Origin of the sequence: Micrococcus sp. R8502A1 (assembly GCF_006704135.1) — a bacterium.
Lineage (GTDB): Bacteria > Actinomycetota > Actinomycetes > Actinomycetales > Micrococcaceae > Micrococcus > Micrococcus luteus.
The window spans coordinates 26671-45863 of sequence record NZ_VIGS01000011.1 but is presented as its reverse complement, the minus strand read 5'-3'; the positions used below and the strand labels follow the sequence as shown (position 1 = coordinate 45863).

Here is a 19193-nt window from a genome sequence, read left to right as displayed (position 1 = left end):
CCGTCCGATCCGATGCCGAGGTCTGCCGTGTCCCACACCCCCGTCCGCTCCCGCCGACTGCGCTCCGCCCTGACCGGCGGTGCGGTGCCCCTGCTGCTGCTCACCGGTCTGCCCGCCCAGGCCCACGCCCAGGAGGCGGCGGTGCACACCGTGCGCCCGGGCGACACCCTCACCCGGATCTCGGCCGCCCGCGGCGTCTCCGTCGCCGACCTGCTGCGGTTCAACGGCCTGGGCCTGGAGACCGTGCTCTACCCGGGTGACGAGCTCCGCTTGACCGGCGCGGCGGCCCCGGCCCCGGCCGCCGGGACCTACACGGTGCAGCCGAACGACGGGTGGTGGATCATCGCCCGCCGCACCGGCGTCTCCGCCGAGCAGCTGCAGCGCTTTAACGGCATGAGCGCGTCGAGCATGCTCCACCCGGGCATGGTCCTCACCACGCAGCGCACGGGCCCCGCGCCGAAGGCCCCCACGTCGACCACCCCGGCCACGACCCCGGCCTCCGCGCCGGCGTCGACGGCCCCGGCGGCGGCCGGCGGGACGGTCCGGTACACCGTGGTCTCCGGCGACTCCCTCTGGGGGATCTCCCAGCGGTTCGAGGTCTCCATCCCCCGTCTGCGCGAGCTCAACGGCCTGACGCGGGCCTCGACGCTGCATCCCGGCGACGTGCTCGTGATCTCCGACGGCACCCTCGAGGTGGAGCCGGTCTCCGGCGTCCAGGCGGTCGGCGACACCTTCCTCGGGCGCACCTACGCGCCGCACGTCACGGCCTCGGCGAACGAGAACCTGCGCCTGCTGCGCTCCGTCCCGCAGCCCACCCCCGAGCAGATGCAGCAGATCGTCCGCGAGACCGCCGAGCGGATGGGCGTGGACCCCCGCCTGGCCCTGGGCCATGCGTACACCGAGTCCCGCTTCCGCATGGCCTCGGTCTCCCCCGGCAACGCCGTGGGGGCGATGCAGGTCATCCCGATCACGGGCGAGTTCGCCTCGGAGCTGGTGGGTCGCGAGCTGAACCTGCTGGACCCCTACGACAACGCGGTGGCCGGCGTCGCGTTCATCAAGTACGTGCAGGACCGCACCCCCACGCTCGATGAGGGCATCGGGGCCTACTACCAGGGCCTCGGCGGAGTGCTGGACAGCGGCCTGAACCCGGAGGCACGGGACTACGTGGCCAAGGTGCGCGCCGCGATGGCGATGTTCTGATCCGCCGGCGGCGGACCGCCCCGAGGGGGTCCGCCGCCTGTCCTACCCTGGGACGATGAGCAGCGCACGCCGAGACCCCCTCGTGGGGGGCATCGTCGACGGCCGCTACCGGGTCGTCGAGCGGCTGGCCCGGGGCGGCATGTCCACCGTCTACCTGGCCGTGGACGAGCGTCTCGACCGCGAGGTGGCGCTCAAGGTCATGCACCCGCACCTGGCGGAGGACCCCGTCCTCGTCGGCCGGTTCGAGCAGGAGGCCAAGACGGCGGCGCGGCTGTCCCATCCGCACGTCGTCGCGGTCCTGGACCAGGGCCACACCGAGGCCGAGGACGGCGACGTGCTGGCCTACCTCGTGATGGAGCACGTGCCCGGCCGCACGCTGCGCACCGTCATCCGGGACCGTGCACCGCTCTCGCCCCGGGAGGCGCTGCGGTACCTGCGTCCGCTCGTCGACGGCCTGGCCGCCGCGCACCGCGCCGGACTGGTGCACCGGGACGTGAAGCCCGAGAACGTGCTCGTCCGCGAGGACGGCCGGGTGACGGTCGCGGACTTCGGCCTGTCCCGCGCCGCCACGGCCCACACCATGGCCGGGCAGGCCGTCGTGGGCACGCCCGCCTACCTCGCCCCCGAGCACATCGCCGGGGCGCCCGCCGACGCCCGCTCCGACGTGTACGCCGTGGGCATCATCCTGTTCGAACTGCTCACGGGCCGCCAGCCGTACACCGCGGCGACCGCGCTGCAGGTCGCCTACCGGCACGTCCACGAGCGGGTCCCCGTGCCGTCCACGCTGCACCCCGGGCTCCCCGAGGACCTCGACGACCTCGTGCTGTGGTGCACCGAGCCGGACCCGGCCGACCGGCCCGCCGGTGCCGGCGAGCTCCTGCACCGCATCGACGCCGTGGCGGCGGGCCTGGACCCCGACGCACCGGACCGCCGCCCCGCCGAGGGCCCGGGCGCGGACCCGGCGCCGGCCGGCCCCGCCGCCAATGGCCTCGAGGACGCGGCCCCGGACGGGGACCTGGAGACCCGGGCCCTCGACGCCGGCGACCACCACGCGACGCGCGTGCTCCCCGCCCTGGCCGAGTCCGACCTCGACGAGGACATGACCGACGTCATCGACACCCGTGTGGCGACGCACGGGGGCGACCGGCGGCCCGCCGCGCGCCCGGCGGAGCCGATCGGCCCGCTCGGGCTCGACCCCGCTCCGGCGGACCGGCATCCGGGGCGCAGCTCCCAGCGGCGGCTGCGTCGGGCGGCCCGCCGCCCCGCGCTCGACCTCGGCCAGGGCACCGGCCGGACCGCCGCGATCGGCGCGGCCGTGACCCTGCTGCTCACCGGCGTCGCCCTGCTGCTGGGCTGGACGCTGGGCTCCGGCGGCCTCGGAGTCGGAGGTGTGGCGGTGGTCCCCGACCTCGACGGGCTGGCCCGGGAGGCGGCGGAGGAACGGCTGACCGCCGCGGGCTTCACCGCGGCGGTCACGGCCCGGCACGACGAACTCCGCACGGAGGGCACGGTCGTCGCCAGCTCGCCCGCGGCCGGGGAGCCGGCGGGGCGCGGCACCCCCGTCGAGCTCACCGTCTCCGCCGGCCCCGCGCCGGTGCCGGTGCCGGACCTGACCGGCGTCGTGATCCGGCGGGCCCACGGCGTGGCCCGGGACGCCCGATTCACCGTGGAGGTCGCGGAGCGCCGCACCGATCCCGCAGTGCCGGCCGGGGCCGTGATCGAGCAGCACCCGGCCCCCGGCGAGCAGGCGACGCCGGGCACCGCGGTCCGCGTGGTGCTCTCCGAGGGCCGCGCCGTGCGCCCGGTGCCGGACGTGACCGGGCAGGATCCGGAGACGGCGGGCACGACGCTGGCGGACGACGGCTGGGACGCCCGCGTGCATCGCCTGCCGCTGCCGCTCTCCGGCCGGGGCGAGTCCCGGGTCCTGCACCAGTCCCCCGCCGCCGGGACCGCCCTGCCCGAGGGCACCGCGGTCCACGCCTGGGTCGGCTGAGCCGGGGCGTGCCCGGCCGCGCGGTCAGGCCCGCGACGCGCGACGCTCGGGGTGCGAGAGGGCCTCGGTGACCTTGAACGCCATCTCCAGGGACTGCTGGTGGTTCAGCCGCGGGTCGCACAGCGTCTCGTAGCGGGCGTCGAAGTCGGCCTCGTTGATCGGGTCGGAGCCGCCCAGGCACTCGGCGACGTCGTCGCCGGTCAGCTCGACGTGCATGCCGCCCGGGTGCGTGCCGAGCCCGCGGTGCACCTCGAAGAAGCCGCTGACCTCGTCCATCACGTCCTCGAACCGGCGGGTCTTGTAGCCGTTGGCCGCGGTCACGGTGTTGCCGTGCATGGGGTCGGTGACCCACACCGGCTCCAGCCCCGCGTCACGGACGCCCTCGACGATGCCGGGCAGCACGTCCCGGATCCGCTCCGCGCCCATGCGGGTGATGAAGGTCAGGCGGCCCGGCTCGCGCTCCGGGTCCAGCCGCTCCGCGAGCTCGAGGGCGTCCGCGACCGTGGTGGTCGGGCCGAGCTTCACGCCGATCGGGTTGCGGACCCGGGAGAGGAAGTCGACGTGGGCGCCGTCCACCTGGCGGGTGCGCTCACCGATCCACAGGAAGTGGGCGCTCGTGGCGTAGGGGTCGCCGCTGCGCGAGTCCACGCGGGTCAGGGCGCGCTCGTAGTCGAGCAGGAGCGCCTCGTGGGCCGAGTAGAACTCGGTGCGGCGCATGGCCTCGAAGTCCACGCCCGCGGCGTTCATGAAACGGACCGCGCGGTCGATCTCGGCGGCCATCTCCTCGTACTGGGCGTAGGCCGGGTTGGCCATGAAGCCCTGGTTCCACTGGTGCACGCTGCGCAGATCGGCGAAGCCGCCCTGGGTGAAGGCGCGGACCAGGTTCAGGGTGGAGGCGGAGGTGTGGTACGCCTGCACCATCCGTCGGGCGTCGTGCCGGCGTGCCTGCTCGGTGAACTCATAGCCGTTCACGATCTCACCGCGGAAGCTGGGCAGCGTGACGCCGTCGCGGGTCTCCGTGTCCGAGGACCGCGGCTTGGCGAACTGGCCGGCGATCCGGCCCATCTTCACGACCGGCATGGAGGCGCCGTAGGTCAGCACCGCGGCCATCTGCAGGATGGTCTTCACCCGGGCGCTGATCCGGTTGGCGGTGGACCCGGCGAACGTCTCGGCGCAGTCGCCGCCCTGCAGGAGGAACGCGCGACCCTGGGCGACATCGGCCAGACGGGCGCGCAGCAGGTCGACCTCGCCCGCGAAGACGAGCGGGGGCAGGGCGCTCAGCTCGGCGACGGCGGCGCGGTGATCGGCCTCGTCCGCCCAGGACGGTGCCTGCGCGATCGGCAGCGAGCGCCAGTGGTCCAGGCCGGGGATGTCGGCGGCGCCCTCCGAGATGGCGGTGCCGAAGGCCAGGATCTTCTCGCGGGGGTCTTCAGTCATGTGCACCAGGCTAGGGGCCGCGTGCCGCGCCCCGGTCTGAGCGTCCCCGGATGACGACGCGCGGGCCCCGCTCAGTCGCGGGCGCGTGGCGGAGCGGCCGTACGGCCCGCCTTCACGTCCGCCGCGTAGGTGTCCACGTACTCCTGGCCCGACAGGCGCCGGATGGCCTCCATGATCTCGTCCGTCACCTCCCGCAGCACCCGGGGGTCGCCGGCGGCCTCGGCACGGTCGGAGAAGTCCAGCGGCTCGCCGAAGATCATGCCCAGGCGCCGGATCCGCGGCAGCACGTGGCCGATCGGCTGCACCCGGTCCGTGCCGATCATCGCGATGGGCACCACGGGCGCGCCCGAGGCCAGCGCGAGCTTGGCCACGCCGATCTTGCCGCGGTGCAGCCGCCCGTCCGGGCTGCGGGTGCCCTCCGGGTAGATCCCGAGCAGCCGGCCCTCCCGCAGCGCCTCGAGGCCCGCGTCCAGCGAGCGCAGGGACGCCTCTCCGCCGGAGCGGTCCATGGGCAGCTGGTTCGCCGCCTCGAAGAACCGGCGGGTGACCCAGCCCTTCACGCCCGGGCCGGTGAAGTACTCGTGCTTGGCCAGGAAGTGCACCTGGCGGTCGAGCATGGCCGGCATGAACACCGAGTCCGAGACGGACAGGTGGTTGCTGGCCAGGATCGCCGGGCCCTCGGCCGGCACGTTCCCGAGGCCCTTCACCCAGGGGCGGAACAGCAGGCGGGTGGCCGGAGCCACGGCGAACGTCTTGGCGGACCAGTAGAACGTGGACACGAGGGCCTTCCGGTCGGGGCGGTCGGGTGCCTGCCCATCGTATGGTCCGCCTGCCTTACCCTGGCACCATGCCCCGCCCCGTCGCCGTCGCCCCCGAAGACCTCTCCCTGCGCCTCATGCCCGCCGCTCCCGCCCGGCGCGACCACTGCGTCGTGCTCCTGCACGGGTTCACCTCGACTCCGGCCTCCGTCCGCGCCTGGGCCGAGGGGCTCGCGGCAGGCGGCTCCCCCGTGAGCGTGCCCCTGCTGCCGGGGCACGGCACCCGGTGGGAGGACCTCGCCGCCACCGGTGCGGACGAGATCCGCGCCGCCGTCCGGGCCGTCGTGGACCTCGAGCTCGCCCGACACGGCCGCGTGGTCATGGCGGGCATCTCGATGGGCGGCGCCCTCGCGCTCGACGCCGCCGCCCACCGACCCGTGGCCGGGGTGCTCGTGGTGAACCCCGCGCTGCGCTTCGCCAGCCCGCTCGCCCCCTTCGCCCCGCTGCTGGCCCCGTTCGTCCCCACGGTCGCCCCGATCGCGGACGACATCGCGGACCCGACGGCGCGCGAGCGCGCCTACCCCCGCACGCCGGTGGCCGGCGTCGCCGCCCTCGGCCGCATCCAGCGGGCCGCCCGCCGCGCCCTGCCGCGGATCACCGCTCCCGTGACGGTCTACCGGTCCGCCCGCGACGCCGTCGTGCCCGCCTCGAGCCACCGGACCCTGGTGCGGGGCCTGCGCCAGGCCCCCGTGGAGGTGGTGGGACTGCCCCGCAGCCGCCACGTCGCCACGCTCGACCACGACCTGCCGCTGCTGATCGACCACGGCCGGAGCGCGGTCGCCGCCATGACGACGCACTGAGTCGCGCCCGGACCCCACCGCTCCCGGTTGTAGAGTGTGCGTGACACGACTCACACATACTTCCGTTCCGCCGACCACCGGTCGGCGGGACCGACCCAACACCCGAGGAGTCCCATGCACGAGATCAGCGAGCCGTACCAGCCCCGCCTGTCCCCGGAGGCGAACATCACGGACTTCCTGGAACGCCAGGCCACGGAGCGTCCCGACCACGGCCTCTTCGCGGTGCCCGACGCACAGGACCAGTGGACGGACGTCTCCGCCCGGGACGCCCGCGAGCGCGTGCGGGCCCTGGCCAAGGGGCTCATCGCCGCCGGGATCCAGCCCGGGGAGTCGGTCGGTCTCCTGGCCTCCACCCGCCTGGAGTGGACACTGGTCGACTTCGCCATCTGGTACGCCGGCGCGGTCACCGTGCCCGTGTACGAGACCTCCTCCGTCAGCCAGGTGTCCTGGATCATCGAGGACTCGGCCGTGCGCGCTGTCGTGACCGGGAACGAGAACCTCGCCAAGACGGTGCGGGACGCGGTGCAGCGCGAGGGCCTGCCGGAGCTGATCGGCCTGTGGACGATGGACCCGGCCGACGGCGCCCCCGGCTCCGGCCTCGAGGCGCTCGTCGCCCTGGGCGCGGACGTCACCGATGAGGAGCTCGAGACGCGCCGGTCCTCCGCCGGCCTGGCCGACCTGGCGACCATCATCTACACCTCCGGCACCACGGGCCGACCCAAGGGCTGTGAGCTCACGCATGAGAACTTCGCGGAGCTCGTCAACCAGACGCTGTCCTCTTCGCTCGGCGACGTCGTCCGCTCGGACACCTCCACCGTGCTGTTCATCCCCCTGGCGCACGTGTTCGCGCGCTTCGTCTCGGTGCTCACCGTCGCCGCGGGCGCACGCACCGGGCACGTCTCGGACATCAAGCGGCTCTCGGTCTCGCTGCAGACCTTCCAGCCGAGCTTCGTGCTGGCCGTGCCGCGCGTGTTCGAGAAGATCTACAACGCGGCGCTGCTCAACGCGCAGAGCGGCGGCAAGGAGAAGATCTTCCGCCGTGGCGCGGACGTGGCGATCCGCTGGTCCCGGGCGCTGGACTCGGGCCAGATGACGGCGCCCCTGCGGCTGCAGCGCGCGTTCTACTCCGCGCTGATCTACCGCCGGATCCGGGCGGCCATGGGCGGCCGGCTCGCGTACGCGGTCTCCGGCGGCGGCCCCCTCTCCCCCGACCTGGCGCACTTCTTCCGCGGCGTGGGCGTGACCATCCTCGAGGGCTACGGCCTCACCGAGACGACGGCCCCCATCACCGTGGGCCGGCCGGACCGGCTGAAGATCGGCACGGTCGGACACCCCCTCGGCGGCAACCAGGTGCGGATCGCCGAGGACGGCGAGATCCTCACGCGCGGCACGTCGCTGATGCGCGGCTACCACAACCGGCCGGAGGCGAACGAGGAGGCCTTCGAGGACGGCTGGTTCCGCACCGGAGACCTCGGAGCCCTGGACGACGACGGCTTCCTCAGGATCACCGGCCGCAAGAAGGAGCTGCTGGTGACGGCCGGCGGCAAGAACGTGGCACCGGCGATGCTCGAGGACGCGATCCGCAGCGACGCGCTCATCTCCCAGGTGATGGTGGTCGGCGACGGCAAGCCCTTCATCGCGGCGATCGTCACCCTCGACACCGACACCCTGCCCGCGTGGCTCGCCGCGAACGGCCTGCCGAAGGACCTCGACGTCGCCGCGGCCGCACGCGAGGACGCGGTGCGCCGCCACATCCAGGAGGCCGTGGACAAGGCCAACAGCCTGGTCTCGCGCGCCGAGGGGATCCGGGAGTTCCGCATCCTCGACCGCGACTTCTCCCTGGAGGAGGGCCATGTGACCCCGTCCCTGAAGATGCGCCGGTCGGCGATCATGAAGGACTTCGCCGCGCAGATCGCGGACATCTACGGGGAGCCCGCCCCGCAGGGCTGAACGCCCCCTCGACGACGGCGCCCGGCCCCCGCGGCCGGGCGTCGTCGTCCCCGCGGGTCCGGTCAGAGCAGACCGGAGTCCGGCACGTCCAGGCCCAGCAGCGCGTTCTCGACGACCTCGGTGAGGGCCGGGTGGGGCCAGTACTGGCCCCGCGCGAGCCGGTGGGCGTCGATGCCGAACGCCATGCCGGTCACGAGCGGCTGGATGAGGTTCGCGGCCTCGTGCCCCAGGATGTGCCCGCCGAGGATCCGTCCCGTGGCCTTCTCCGCGACGACGGTGCACACGCCCTCGGTGTCCTCCATGGCCCAGCCGTAGGCGACGTCCCCGAAGGACTGGGTCTTCACCGTGATCGCGTCCGCGCCGTAGTCGGCGAGCGCCTGCTCCACCGTGAGCCCGACGGAGGCCGCCTGCGGATGGGTGAACACGGCCGCCGGCACGGGACCGAGCGTGTTGGCTCGGAGGTCGTCCGGATGCTCCAGGTTGTGCGCGACGACGCGGGCCTCGTGGTTGGCCACGTGCTTGAGCTGCCACGTGTTGGCGACGTCCCCGAGCACGTAGACCCCCTCCACCGGCGCACCGTCGGAGAGCGCGCGCTGATGCTCGTCGCTGGCCAGGACGCCGTCGTCGGTGACGTCCAGTCCCGCGGCGGCGGGGTCGAGGCGATCCGTGTTCGGCGTCCGGCCGACCGCGATCAGCACCGCGTCCGCCTCGATGGCCTCCTCCACGATGCCGGTCTGCTCCTGTCCCTCCGCGCGATCCAGGCGCACCCGGACCCAGCCGTCCGCGGCCCGCTCGGCGTCCTCGACCGGTTCGATCCCGGCCGGGGTCCAGCCCGTGCGCAGGTCCCACCGTCGGGCCGCGATCTTCGTGAACGTCGTGGACACGGACATGTCGTGCTGCTTGAGCAGCCGGTGGCCGCGGTTGACCTGGACGACCTCGGTCCCCAGCCCGGCGAAGACGGACGCGAACTCGCAGGCGATGAACCCGCCGCCCACCACGAGCAGCCGCCGCGGCAGCCGATCCAGTCGCATCACGGTGTCCGAGGTGTGCACCGACGGCAGGTCCAGGCCCGGGATCTCGGGGAGGGTGGGCCGCGACCCTGCGGCGACCACGACCTGGTCCGCCGTGATCTCCCGGCCCGAGGCGGTGCGCACGCGGCGGGGGCCGACGAAGCGCACCTCCTCCTGGATCACGCTCGTGTAGTCCAGATCGTCCCGGCGGTAGCGCAGCCCGTCCCGGCTGATGCCGTCGATGCGTGTGAAGATGCGGTCCCGGATGGCCGGGAAGTCGGCGCCCGTGAACTCCAGTCCCACCCCGAGGCTCCGGGCCTCGGGGGGCAGCGCGGCCAGGCCGGCCGGGTAGGCGTACATCTTGGTGGGGATGCAGCCGACGTTCAGGCAGGTGCCGCCGAACGTGCCGGAGTCGGCGATCACGACGCTCCGGCCCTTCCAGTGTTCGCTGATCAGGGAGTTCCCCGATCCGGATCCGATGATGAGCAGGTCGTGGTGTTCCTCAGGGGTGGCCATGCCCTCCAGGATAGGCACGGGCCCGGACGCAGTGGCGTCCGGGCCCGTGGGGCTGCCCGCCGACGGCGGGCTCACGCGGGGCTCACTCGATCACGAGCAGCAGGTCCCCGCCGTTGACGGGCGTGATGCCCTCCGTGACCACGCGGCGCACGGTGCCCGCGACCTGGGCCGTGATCGCGGCCTCCATCTTCATCGCCTCGATCGTCGCCACCGCCTGGCCGACCTCGACGGCGTCGCCCTCCGCCACCTGGACGGTGACCGAGCCCGCGAACGGGGCGGCGACGTGGCCGGGGGTGCCGGGGTCCGCCTTCTCCGCGGTCCGCACGGTGGACTCGATCGAGCGATCCCGGACGGTCATCTGGCGCAGCTGGCCGTTCAGGGTGACCATCACGGTGCGCATGCCCTTCTCGTCCGGCTCGGAGACGGACATGAGGGTGGCGAGCAGCCGGACACCGCGGCCGAGCGAGATGACGTGCTCACGCCCGGGGACGAGGCCATAGAGGAAGTCGCGGGTGTGCAGGGTGACGGTGTCCCCGAACTCCTCGCGGTGCGCCTCGAACTCCTTCGTGGGGCCGGGGAAGAGCAGGCGGTTCAGCACCGCCCGGCGGGTCTGTCCGGCCTCGGCGAGGGCCCTCGAGTCCTCCGCGGAGATCTCCACCATGCCCGCGCCCTCGCGGCGACCCTGGAGGGCCTTGGTCCGGAAGGGCTCCGGCCAGCCGCCGGGCGGGTCGCCGAGCTCGCCGCGCAGGAAGCCGATCACGGAGTCCGGGATGTCGAACTCCTGCGGACGCTCCGCGAACTCCTTCGGGTCCACGCCGGAGCCGACCAGCTGGAGCGCCAGATCGCCCACCACCTTGGAGGACGGGGTGACCTTGACGAGGTGGCCGAGCAGGTCGTCGGCCGCGGCGTACATCGACTCGATGGCCTCGAACCGCTCCCCCAGGCCGAGCGCGATCGCCTGCGTGCGCAGGTTGGACAGCTGGCCGCCCGGGATCTCGTGGTGGTACACGCGGCCGGTCGGGGCGGGCAGCCCCGCCTCGAAGGGCGCGTACGCCGAGCGGACGGACTCCCAGTAGGGCTCCATCGCGGTGGCGGCCTCGAGGCCGAGACCGGTGTCCCGCTCCGTGTGCTCGAGCGCCGCGACCAGGGCGGACAGCGGCACCTGGCTGGTGGTGCCCGCCATGGACGCGGTGGCCGCGTCGACGGCGTCCACGCCGGCCTCCGCCGCTGCGAGCAGGGTGGCCAGCTGACCGCCGGCGGTGTCGTGCGTGTGCAGGTGCACGGGCAGGTCGAACTCGGCCCGCAGGGCGGTGACCAGCTCGCGCGCGGCGGCGGGCCGCAGCAGGCCCGCCATGTCCTTGATCGCCAGGACGTGGGCGCCGGCGTCGACCATCCGGCGGGCGAGGCCCAGGTAGAAGTCGAGCGTGTAGAGCGTCTCCTTGGGATCCGTCATGTTGCCCGTGTAGCACAGGGCCGCCTCGGCCACGGCGGTGCCCGTGGCACGTACCGCCTCGATGGCCGGGGTGATCTGCTCGACGTCGTTGAGGGCGTCGAAGATGCGGAACACGTCGACGCCGGACGCCGCGGCCTCGGCCACGAACGCGTCCGTCACCTCGGTGGGGTACGGCGTGTAGCCCACCGTGTTGCGGCCGCGCAGCAGCATCTGGATCGGGATGTTCGGCAGCTCCGCGCGCAGCAGCTCGAGGCGCTGCCACGGGTCCTCGTGGAGGAAGCGCAGCGCGACGTCGTACGTCGCCCCGCCCCAGGCCTCCACGGAGAGCAGCCCCGGCAGGGTATGCGCGACGGCGGGGGCGGCGGCCAGCAGGTCGCGGGTGCGGACGCGGGTGGCCAGCAGGGACTGGTGGGCGTCGCGGAACGTGGTGTCCGTGACGGCCAGCGCGGTCTGCTCACGCAGGGTGCGGGCGAAGCCCTCGGGGCCCTGCTCCAGCAGCACCTGACGCCAGCCGTGCGGGGGCACCGCGTCCTCGTTCCGGCTCGGGCCGTCGAAGGGCGAGCGGTCCGGCTCCTGGTGCTTGTCGCCTGGGTGCTCCGGGAGGCGGTCACGGGGGTCGATGCCCTCGACGCGCGGGCCGTGCGGCTGGTTGACGGTGACGTCCACGAGGTACTGCAGGGCCTTGGATCCGCGGTCCTGGGAGCGGTTCACCGTGGCCAGCTCGGGGTGCTTGTCGATGAAGTCCGTGGCGACGTCGCCGCTGACGAACTGCGGGTCGTCCATCACGTTCATCAGGAACGGGATGTTGGTGGCCACGCCGCGCACGCGGAACTCTGCCAGGGCGCGGCGCACGCGGCGCACGGCCGTGGCGTAGTCGCGTCCGCGGCAGGTGAGCTTGACCAGCATCGAGTCGAAGTGGGGGCTGATCTCCGCACCGGCGTAGATGGTGCCGCCGTCGAGGCGCACACCGGAGCCGCCGGCCGAGCGGTAGGCGGTGATGGTGCCGGTGTCCGGGCGGAAGCCGTTGGCCGGGTCCTCGGTGGTGATGCGGCACTGGATGGCGAAGCCGCGGACCTGGAGGGCGTCCTGCGTGATGCCCAGCTCGGGCAGGGTGGCGCCGGCGGCGATGCGCAGCTGCGCGCCCACCAGGTCCACGTCCGTGACCTCCTCGGTCACGGTGTGCTCCACCTGGATGCGGGGGTTCATCTCGATGAACACGTGCTGGCCCGCCCGCTCGCCCGCCGTGTCCACGAGGAACTCCACGGTGCCCGCGTTGACGTACCCCATCTCCTTGGCGAAGGCGACGGCGTCCCGGTGCAGGGCCTGCCGGATCTCCTCGTCCAGGTTCGGTGCCGGGGCCATCTCGATGACCTTCTGGTGGCGGCGCTGGAGCGAGCAGTCCCGCTCGAAGAGGTGCACGACGTTGCCCTCGCCGTCGGCGAGGATCTGCACCTCGATGTGCCGCGGCCGCAAGACGGCCTGCTCGAGGAACACGGTGGGGTCGCCAAAGGCGGTGTCCGCCTCGCGCATCGCGGCCTCGAGGGAGCCGCGCAGGTCCTCGCGGCGCTCGACGCGGCGCATGCCGCGGCCGCCGCCGCCGGCGACGGCCTTGACGAAGATGGGGAAGCCGATCTCCTCGGCCTGCTCCAGGAGCCACTCGACGTCGGCACTCGGGTCCGAGGAGGCCAGGGTGGGGATGCCCGCGCGCTTGGCCGCGCGCAGGGCCTCGACCTTGTTGCCGGTCAGCTCGAGGACGTCGGCGGGCGGGCCGACGAAGGTGATCCCGTTCTCGGCCGCGGCGCGGGCCAGGCCGGCGTTCTCCGACAGGAAGCCGTAGCCCGGGTAGATCGCGTCGGCCCCGGCGTCCTTCGCCACGCGGATGATCTCGTCCACGTCGAGGTAGGCGCGCACGGGGTGGCCCTCCTCGCCGATGCGGTAGGCCTCGTCCGCCTTCTGGCGGTGGATCGAATTGCGGTCCTCGTAGGGGAAGACGGCCACGGTGCGGGCGCCCAGCTCGTAGCAGGCGCGGAAGGCGCGGACGGCGATCTCGCCGCGGTTGGCCACCAAGACCTTGGAGAAGACGGCGCCGGCTCCGGTCGACCCGGCCGCGTCCTCTGGAGGGGTGGAGTTCTCGACAGGTGCGGTCATGGTTGGGAGTGTGTCACACCGCGCCGGAGTTCCGCCTCATGTGGCGCACAGTCACCGTTGCGAGACGAAAGATGACTGGTTCGGCGCTGTGGGGCGCCGACGCCGGCCCGGCCTCGTGCCGGGGCCGGCGTCGGCCGCGGGCGCCCGGCGGTGGAGAGTCAGGCGGAGCGGCGGGCCCGACGCCGCCCGGCCAGCTCGTCCCCCGGCTCGGGGGCGACGATCACGCTCTCCCGCGGCAGCTCGGCGAGGCTGCCCTCGACCTCGCGCCACACGCGGCCGACGGCGATCCCGAAGACGCCCTGGCCGCCCTGGACGAGGTCCACGACCTCGTCCGCCGAGGTGCACTCGTACACCGAGGCGCCGTCGCTCATCAAGGTGATCTGCGCCAGGTCCTCGACACCCCGCTCGCGCAGGTGGCCCACGGCGGTGCGGATCTGCTGGAGCGAGACGCCGGTGTCCAGGAGGCGCTTGACCACCTTGAGGACGAGGATGTCGCTGAACGAGTACAGCCGCTGGGAGCCGGGGCCGGAGGCGCTGCGGACCGTGGGGGCCACGAGATCCGTGCGGGCCCAGTAGTCGAGCTGGCGATAGGTGATGCCGGCGGCCTTGCACGCGGTGGGACCGCGGAAGCCGACGTCGTCGCCCTGGGTCCTGCCCTCGTCGAAGAGCGTGCCCTGGGCGCCGAGCGCGGGGGGCCGGCCAGGACCTGCAGTGGGTATCACGGGGAACCTCCTGGTGCGGGGCCCCCGGTGCGGGGAGGGGGACGCGACCGTCGTGTGCCGCCGGTGACCGTGGCGGCGCTCCCCGGTGACCGTGGGGAGGACGACGGAGGCGCCCCGGGTGGCGGGGCCCTCTTCCCCTCGAAGGTACGCGCGGGTCCGGGGACGGTCAACGAAGCCGGCGGCGAGACCGCGCCGTGTCGCGCCGGCTCCGCTCAGGCGAAGTCCTCGGGGCGCACCGTGTCCAGGAAGTCGCGGAAGTCCTCGACGGCGCGCTCCTGGCCGGTGTCCTCCTCCCCCGTCCGCGCCGGCATGCCGGCGTCCGCGAGGACGGCGGGACTGCCGAGCACGGGGGCGTCGGCGCGCAGGGCGACCACGACGGCGTCCGAGGCGCGCGCGTCGACCCGGGCGCCCGTGGAGAGCACGAGCTCGGCGTGCACGACCTCGTCCCGGACCTCGGTGAGCCGCACCCGCACGACCTCGGCGCCCAGGGCGTCGACGGCGGCCAGGAGCAGCTCATGGGTGAGGGGCCGGGGCGCGCGGACGCCCTCGAGCGCGAGCGCGGCGGCGGCGGCCTCGGGCGCGCCCACCCACAGCGGGACCATCGTGCGGCCGGGCGGATCCACCAGCAGGATCACGTGGTGCTGCTCGGGCAGCTCGACGCGCACGCCGAGCACGGAGAGCGGCACGTCGCCGGCGTCGTCGGCGGGCACGGGGCGCGGCTCAGTCATCCCACTGCTCCAGCCCCACGGCCACGAGGGCCGCATGCAGCCGCAGGCTGGCCTGCGCGATCTCGCGTGCCGAGCGGGCCACGCGGGGGCGGGTGCCGGCGTCGCGGCGGGCCTGCAGCGGGGCGACGGCGCGCTCCACCAGGCCCAGTTCGCGGTCGGCCGCGGCCCGCAGCGGGCGCAGGTGCCGGGGCTCCAGGCCGTGGCCCGCGAGCACGACGGCGGCCCGGGCCACGTCCATCGCATGGCTCGGGTAGCCGCCGTCGGGATCGACGGGCAGGAGCGAGTACTGGTCCAGCTCGGCCAGCAGCTCCTCGCCCGCACCGGATTCGGCGGCGAGCTCGGCGCGGGTCCACGACCGGCGGCCCCCGGCGACCTCCCGGCCGAGCCGCTCCGCGTCCGAGGACGCCGGGACCGCCGCGGTTCCGGGCAGGCCGGTGGGGCGTTCGCCGCGGTCCAGCGCGGCCAGGTGGTCGGCGATCACCTTGAGCGGCAGGAAGTGGTCGCGCTGCAGGGCGAGGACGAACCGGAGCCGGTCCACGTCCTCGGGCCGGAAGCGCCGGTAGCCGGCGGGGGTCCGCTCGGGCAGCACGAGGCCACGGTCCTCCAGGAAGCGCACCTTGGACGCGGTGACGCCGGGGAATTCTGCTTCGAGGGCGGCCACGACCTCGCCGATGCCCAGCCGGCCCGCAGGGCGGACGGTGGGGACGGCGTCCGGGCGCGGGCGCGGATCGGGCACGGGGATGACGGCTCAGCCCCGCGCCGGTCCGGCGTAGTACGTGAGCCGGTACTTGCCGATCTGCACGTGCATCCCGGAGCGCAGCAGGATCTCGTCCACGCGGTCGTGGTTCACGAAGGTGCCGTTGAGGGAGTTCAGGTCCACGAGCCGGTGGCCGCCGTCCTCGGCCCGGAACTCCGCGTGACGACGGGAGACCGTGACGTCGTCGAGGAAGATGTCCGCGTCCGGGTGGCGCCCCACGGAGACCACGTCCTCGTCCAGCAGGAAGCGGGCCGACTGGTCCGGGCCCTCGTGGGCGAGCAGCAGCGCGGAACCGGCCGGGAGGGCGCGGATCGCGTCCGACTCCTCACGGGTGAGGTCCGCCGAGACCAGCGGCGCCAGCTCGGTGAGGTTGATGGCGGAGGTGGACAGGTCCGGTTCACGTCCGGGCTGGTTCATGGGGTGCTCCTGTGCGAGGGCCGGCGCCGCGGCGCCGGCCGGATGGAGGGACGAAGGGGACGCCGTCGCCCCGCCGGCCAGCGGCGGGGCGACGGCGGACGGGGCTCAGCTGGTGTGCGAGGCGTAGCCCTCGGCGTCCATGAGGCCCTCGAGCTGGGCCTCGTCCGCGAGGGTGATCTCGAACAGCCAGCCGCCCTCGTAGGGGGCGGAGTTGACCAGGCCGGGCTCGCCGTCGAGCTCGTCGTTGACGGCGGCCACGGTGCCGGTGACCGGGGCGTAGATGTCCGAGACGGACTTCGTGGACTCGACCTCGCCCACCGCGGTGCCCGCGGTGACCTCGGTGCCGACCTCCGGCAGGTCCACGTACACGACGTCACCCAGCGCATCCTGCGCGAAGTCGGTGATGCCCACGCGAACCGTACCGGCGGCACCGGCCTCGGCGATCCACTCGTGCTCGGCGGAGTACTTCAGGCCTTCGGGGATGGAGCTCATGGAGTGCGCGTCCTTTGCGTGGTCGGGAGTGATGACGTCGTCTCGCAGACTACCGAGCGGCACGTGATTCGCGCCACTGGGGCGCTCAGAGCACGCCGCGCATGCCGCGACGCACCGGCTTGGCGATGGCCAGCACGAGCAGGCCCACGCCCAGGGTGACCGCGCCGATCATCCCGAAGTAGCCCACCTCGTTCTGTTCCGAGTAGGAGCCGGCCAGCGAGCCCGCCAGGGCCGTACCCAGGGCGACGGACAGGTTGTACAGCGACACCATCATCACCGGGAAGCTGCGCGGGGCGACCTTGGTGGCCAGGGAGAGGCCCACCGGGGAGACGAGCAACTCGCCCATGGTGCAGACGAAGAGGATCAGCGTCAGCCACAGCAGCGGCACGGCGACGACGTCGGCCACCGGGATGAACAGCAGGAAGGCGACGCCGATCAGGACGATGCCGATGCCGAACTTCACCGGGGTGGCGGGCTGGCGGGTGCCCAGCTTGGTCCACAGCGCGGCGAACACCGGGGCGAACACGATGATGAAGATCGGGTTGATGGAGTTGACCCACTCCATGGGCATGAGCCAGCCGAACAGGTTCCGGTCGAGGCGGTTCTCGGAGTACAGCGCGATCACGGTGAACTGCTGCTGGAACAGGGCGAAGAACACGGACGTGCCGATGAACAGCGGGATGAACGCCTTCACGCGCGAGCGCTCCTCCTCCGTGACCTTCGTCGAGGTCAGCAGGACGGCGAAGATCGCGATGGCCGCGACGGCGGCGAGCACGACGACGGCGTCGGAGAGGTTGCCCAGGGTGACGACGCCCGTGAGGAACAGGACCACGACGACGGCGACCATCCCCAGGCCGATCAGGCCCCAGCGGCCGTACTGCGACCGCGGCAGCGGATCCGGGACCCGGTGCACGGTGCTCGGCAGGTTCTTGCGGGTCAGGGCGTACTGCGCCAGGCCGATGGCCATGCCGGCGGCGGCGAGGCCGAAGCCCACGTGGAAGCCCAGCGTGTCGCGTGCCAGGCCGGTGAGCAGCGGGCCGAAGAGGGCGCCGATGTTCACGCCCATGTAGAAGATGGAGAAGCCGGCGTCGCGTTTGGGGTCCTCGCGGGAGTACAGGGAGCCGACGAGGTTCGTGGCGTTGGCCTTGAGACCGCCCGAGCCGACGGCGACGAGCACGAGGCCGAGGGTCAGGCCCGGGACCCCCGGGACGAGGGCCAGCGCGATGTGGCCGAACATGATCCCGACGGCGCTGACGAACATGGTGCGCTCGGAGCCGAGCAGGCGGTCGGCGACCCAGCCGCCGAGGATGCAGAACACGTAGACCATGCCGCCGTAGGCGCCGACGATGCCCGTGGCCACGGCCGGGTCGATCCCGAGGCCGCCCTCTGCGGCGGTCCAGGACATGTAGTACACGAGCATGGCCTGCATGCCGTAGAAGGAGAAGCGCTCCCACAGCTCCACGGAGAACAGGTTCGCCAGCGGGCCGGGCTGGCCGAGGAACGGGCGGCCGCGCCAGTCGGGGGTGGCGTCGTCGGGACGGGTGGCCGTCGACGCCGCCACGCGGGCGGGCGGCTCGACGTCGGGCACGCGGCCCGCGAGAGGATTCTGGGGATTTTCCACCGATCCACTGTCCTCCTCCGAGGAAGTCAGGGCAAACTCCCTGACCGGTGACGCCGATCACATCCGCGGCCCGGGCGGCGTCCGTCCTAGAGTGGAGGCCGTGTCCGTCACCTCCGAGATCGCCCGTGCCCGCTCGCTCATCCGTGTGGTCCCCGACCATCCCAGCCCGGGCGTGGCCTTCCAGGACATCACGCCCCTGCTCGCCGACGCCCGCGCGCTGAGGGCGTGCGTCGAGGCCCTGGTGGCGCCGTTCGAGGGGCGCTTCGACCTCGTGGCCGGCCTCGAGGCTCGCGGGTTCCTGCTCGCCGGGGCGGCCGCCGTCCTGACCGGCACCGGCCTCGTGCCGCTGCGCAAGGCCGGGCGCCTCCCGGCTCCCGCGGCCCGCGCGGACTACACGCTGGAGTACGGGACCGCGAGCATCGAGGTCTCCGAGGACCTGCGGGCCGGGTCACGGGTGCTCCTGCTCGACGACGTCCTCGCCACGGGCGGCACCCTCGCCGCCGGCCGACGGCTCATCGAGGCGCGGGGCGCGGAGGTGGTGGGCGCGGCCTGCCTGCTGGAGCTCACGGCCCTCGGCGGCCGGGCCGTCGTGCCAGACACGCACGTGCTGTTCGCGGCCTGACGCGGTTCCCCTCCGCGGCCGACCCCTCCGCGGCCAATCCCTCGCGTTGGGGGCAGTTTCGGGCGGTATTCGCCGGGAATAGCACCCGAGAACGCCCCCGAACGGCCCAGGACACGAAGAAGCCGGAGCCCGCGCTGCGGGACTCCGGCTTAGTCGACGTGGTCGGGCTAGCGGGATTTGAACCCACGACCTCTTGACCCCCAGTCAAGCGCGCTACCAAGCTGCGCCATAGCCCGTGACGAATCGCGGTCATCCGCGCTTCGGCACCCGACGAGCATACCCCACCCGCGCCGCCGGACGCGAATCCGGAGCGGGCCGGCCGGGCCGTCGTCGTCAGGGGCGAACGCTGCGACACCCCGGAACGTGAACAAGGGGCCCACGTCCTCTTCACAGACGTGAACCCCTCATCCCTTGACCGAGGGCCACCCGACCGAGAGTCCCCCAGCGACCGCGGCCCCGGCGTACCGGTGGGCCTGGCGGTCTGCACGAACCCTCTCATGACTGAGGGT

General features: G+C 73.6%; 15 protein-coding genes and 1 tRNA gene. 5 read left to right on the top strand and 11 right to left on the bottom strand.

Going from position 1 to position 19193, the window contains the following annotated elements:
* Window positions 1–27 precede the first annotated feature (27 nt).
* Window positions 28–1200: a LysM peptidoglycan-binding domain-containing protein gene (locus FLM69_RS03905; RefSeq protein WP_141843127.1), complete on the top strand. Its 1173-nt coding sequence runs from the start codon at window positions 28–30 to the stop codon at window positions 1198–1200.
* 55 nt (window positions 1201–1255) lie between these two features.
* A complete protein-coding gene (gene pknB, locus FLM69_RS03900; protein ID WP_255502700.1) occupies window positions 1256–3193 on the top strand; it encodes a Stk1 family PASTA domain-containing Ser/Thr kinase in 1938 nt (645 codons plus the stop codon).
* A gap of 24 nt (window positions 3194–3217) precedes the next feature.
* Here the strand turns inward: pknB and FLM69_RS03895 are convergent, their stop codons facing one another.
* Both FLM69_RS03895 and FLM69_RS03890 read right to left on the bottom strand, forming a co-directional pair.
* A complete protein-coding gene (locus FLM69_RS03895; RefSeq protein ID WP_141843126.1) occupies window positions 3218–4630 on the bottom strand; it encodes a class II 3-deoxy-7-phosphoheptulonate synthase in 1413 nt (470 codons plus the stop codon).
* A gap of 71 nt (window positions 4631–4701) precedes the next feature.
* Window positions 4702–5409, bottom strand: coding sequence for a 1-acyl-sn-glycerol-3-phosphate acyltransferase (locus tag FLM69_RS03890; protein WP_036316678.1), 708 nt, complete (start codon window positions 5407–5409; stop codon window positions 4702–4704).
* Between the two features lie 68 nt (window positions 5410–5477).
* Between FLM69_RS03890 and FLM69_RS03885 the strand changes: the two genes are divergently transcribed.
* Window positions 5478–6248 (top strand): carboxylesterase, encoded by a 771-nt coding sequence (locus FLM69_RS03885; RefSeq protein WP_141843124.1) that lies wholly within the window; start codon window positions 5478–5480, stop codon window positions 6246–6248.
* 114 nt (window positions 6249–6362) lie between these two features.
* Window positions 6363–8198, top strand: a complete 1836-nt coding sequence (locus tag FLM69_RS03880; RefSeq protein WP_141843122.1) for a long-chain fatty acid--CoA ligase — start codon at window positions 6363–6365, stop codon at window positions 8196–8198.
* A gap of 62 nt (window positions 8199–8260) precedes the next feature.
* Here the strand turns inward: FLM69_RS03880 and FLM69_RS03875 are convergent, their stop codons facing one another.
* The 8 genes from FLM69_RS03875 to FLM69_RS03840 all read right to left on the bottom strand — a co-directional run bounded on the left by FLM69_RS03875 (window position 8261) and on the right by FLM69_RS03840 (window position 18062).
* Window positions 8261–9724 (bottom strand): mycothione reductase, encoded by a 1464-nt coding sequence (locus FLM69_RS03875; RefSeq protein ID WP_141843121.1) that lies wholly within the window; start codon window positions 9722–9724, stop codon window positions 8261–8263.
* An 82-nt stretch (window positions 9725–9806) separates the two neighbouring features.
* Window positions 9807–13325, bottom strand: coding sequence for a pyruvate carboxylase (locus FLM69_RS03870; protein ID WP_141843119.1), 3519 nt, complete (start codon window positions 13323–13325; stop codon window positions 9807–9809).
* 158 nt (window positions 13326–13483) lie between these two features.
* A complete protein-coding gene (locus tag FLM69_RS03865; protein WP_141843117.1) occupies window positions 13484–14047 on the bottom strand; it encodes a MerR family transcriptional regulator in 564 nt (187 codons plus the stop codon).
* A 212-nt stretch (window positions 14048–14259) separates the two neighbouring features.
* Entirely contained in the window at window positions 14260–14775 is a 516-nt protein-coding gene (locus FLM69_RS03860) for a bifunctional nuclease family protein (protein ID WP_141843115.1), read from the bottom strand.
* Window positions 14768–15511: a MerR family transcriptional regulator gene (locus FLM69_RS03855; protein ID WP_141843114.1), complete on the bottom strand. Its 744-nt coding sequence runs from the start codon at window positions 15509–15511 to the stop codon at window positions 14768–14770. Before FLM69_RS03855 ends, FLM69_RS03860 begins: the two co-directional genes overlap by 8 nt.
* Window positions 15512–15523: 12 nt before the next feature.
* Window positions 15524–15949, bottom strand: a complete 426-nt coding sequence (locus FLM69_RS03850) for an FHA domain-containing protein (protein WP_002854606.1) — start codon at window positions 15947–15949, stop codon at window positions 15524–15526.
* A gap of 105 nt (window positions 15950–16054) precedes the next feature.
* Complete coding sequence (gcvH, locus tag FLM69_RS03845) at window positions 16055–16441, bottom strand: glycine cleavage system protein GcvH (protein WP_087113986.1); 387 nt, start codon at window positions 16439–16441, stop codon at window positions 16055–16057.
* A gap of 85 nt (window positions 16442–16526) precedes the next feature.
* Window positions 16527–18062: a peptide MFS transporter gene (locus tag FLM69_RS03840; protein ID WP_141843112.1), complete on the bottom strand. Its 1536-nt coding sequence runs from the start codon at window positions 18060–18062 to the stop codon at window positions 16527–16529.
* A gap of 100 nt (window positions 18063–18162) precedes the next feature.
* Between FLM69_RS03840 and FLM69_RS03835 the strand changes: the two genes are divergently transcribed.
* Complete coding sequence (locus tag FLM69_RS03835; protein ID WP_141843110.1) at window positions 18163–18684, top strand: adenine phosphoribosyltransferase; 522 nt, start codon at window positions 18163–18165, stop codon at window positions 18682–18684.
* A 159-nt stretch (window positions 18685–18843) separates the two neighbouring features.
* Here FLM69_RS03835 and FLM69_RS03830 read toward each other — a convergent pair.
* A tRNA-Pro gene (locus FLM69_RS03830) sits at window positions 18844–18920 on the bottom strand.
* Window positions 18921–19193 lie beyond the last annotated feature (273 nt).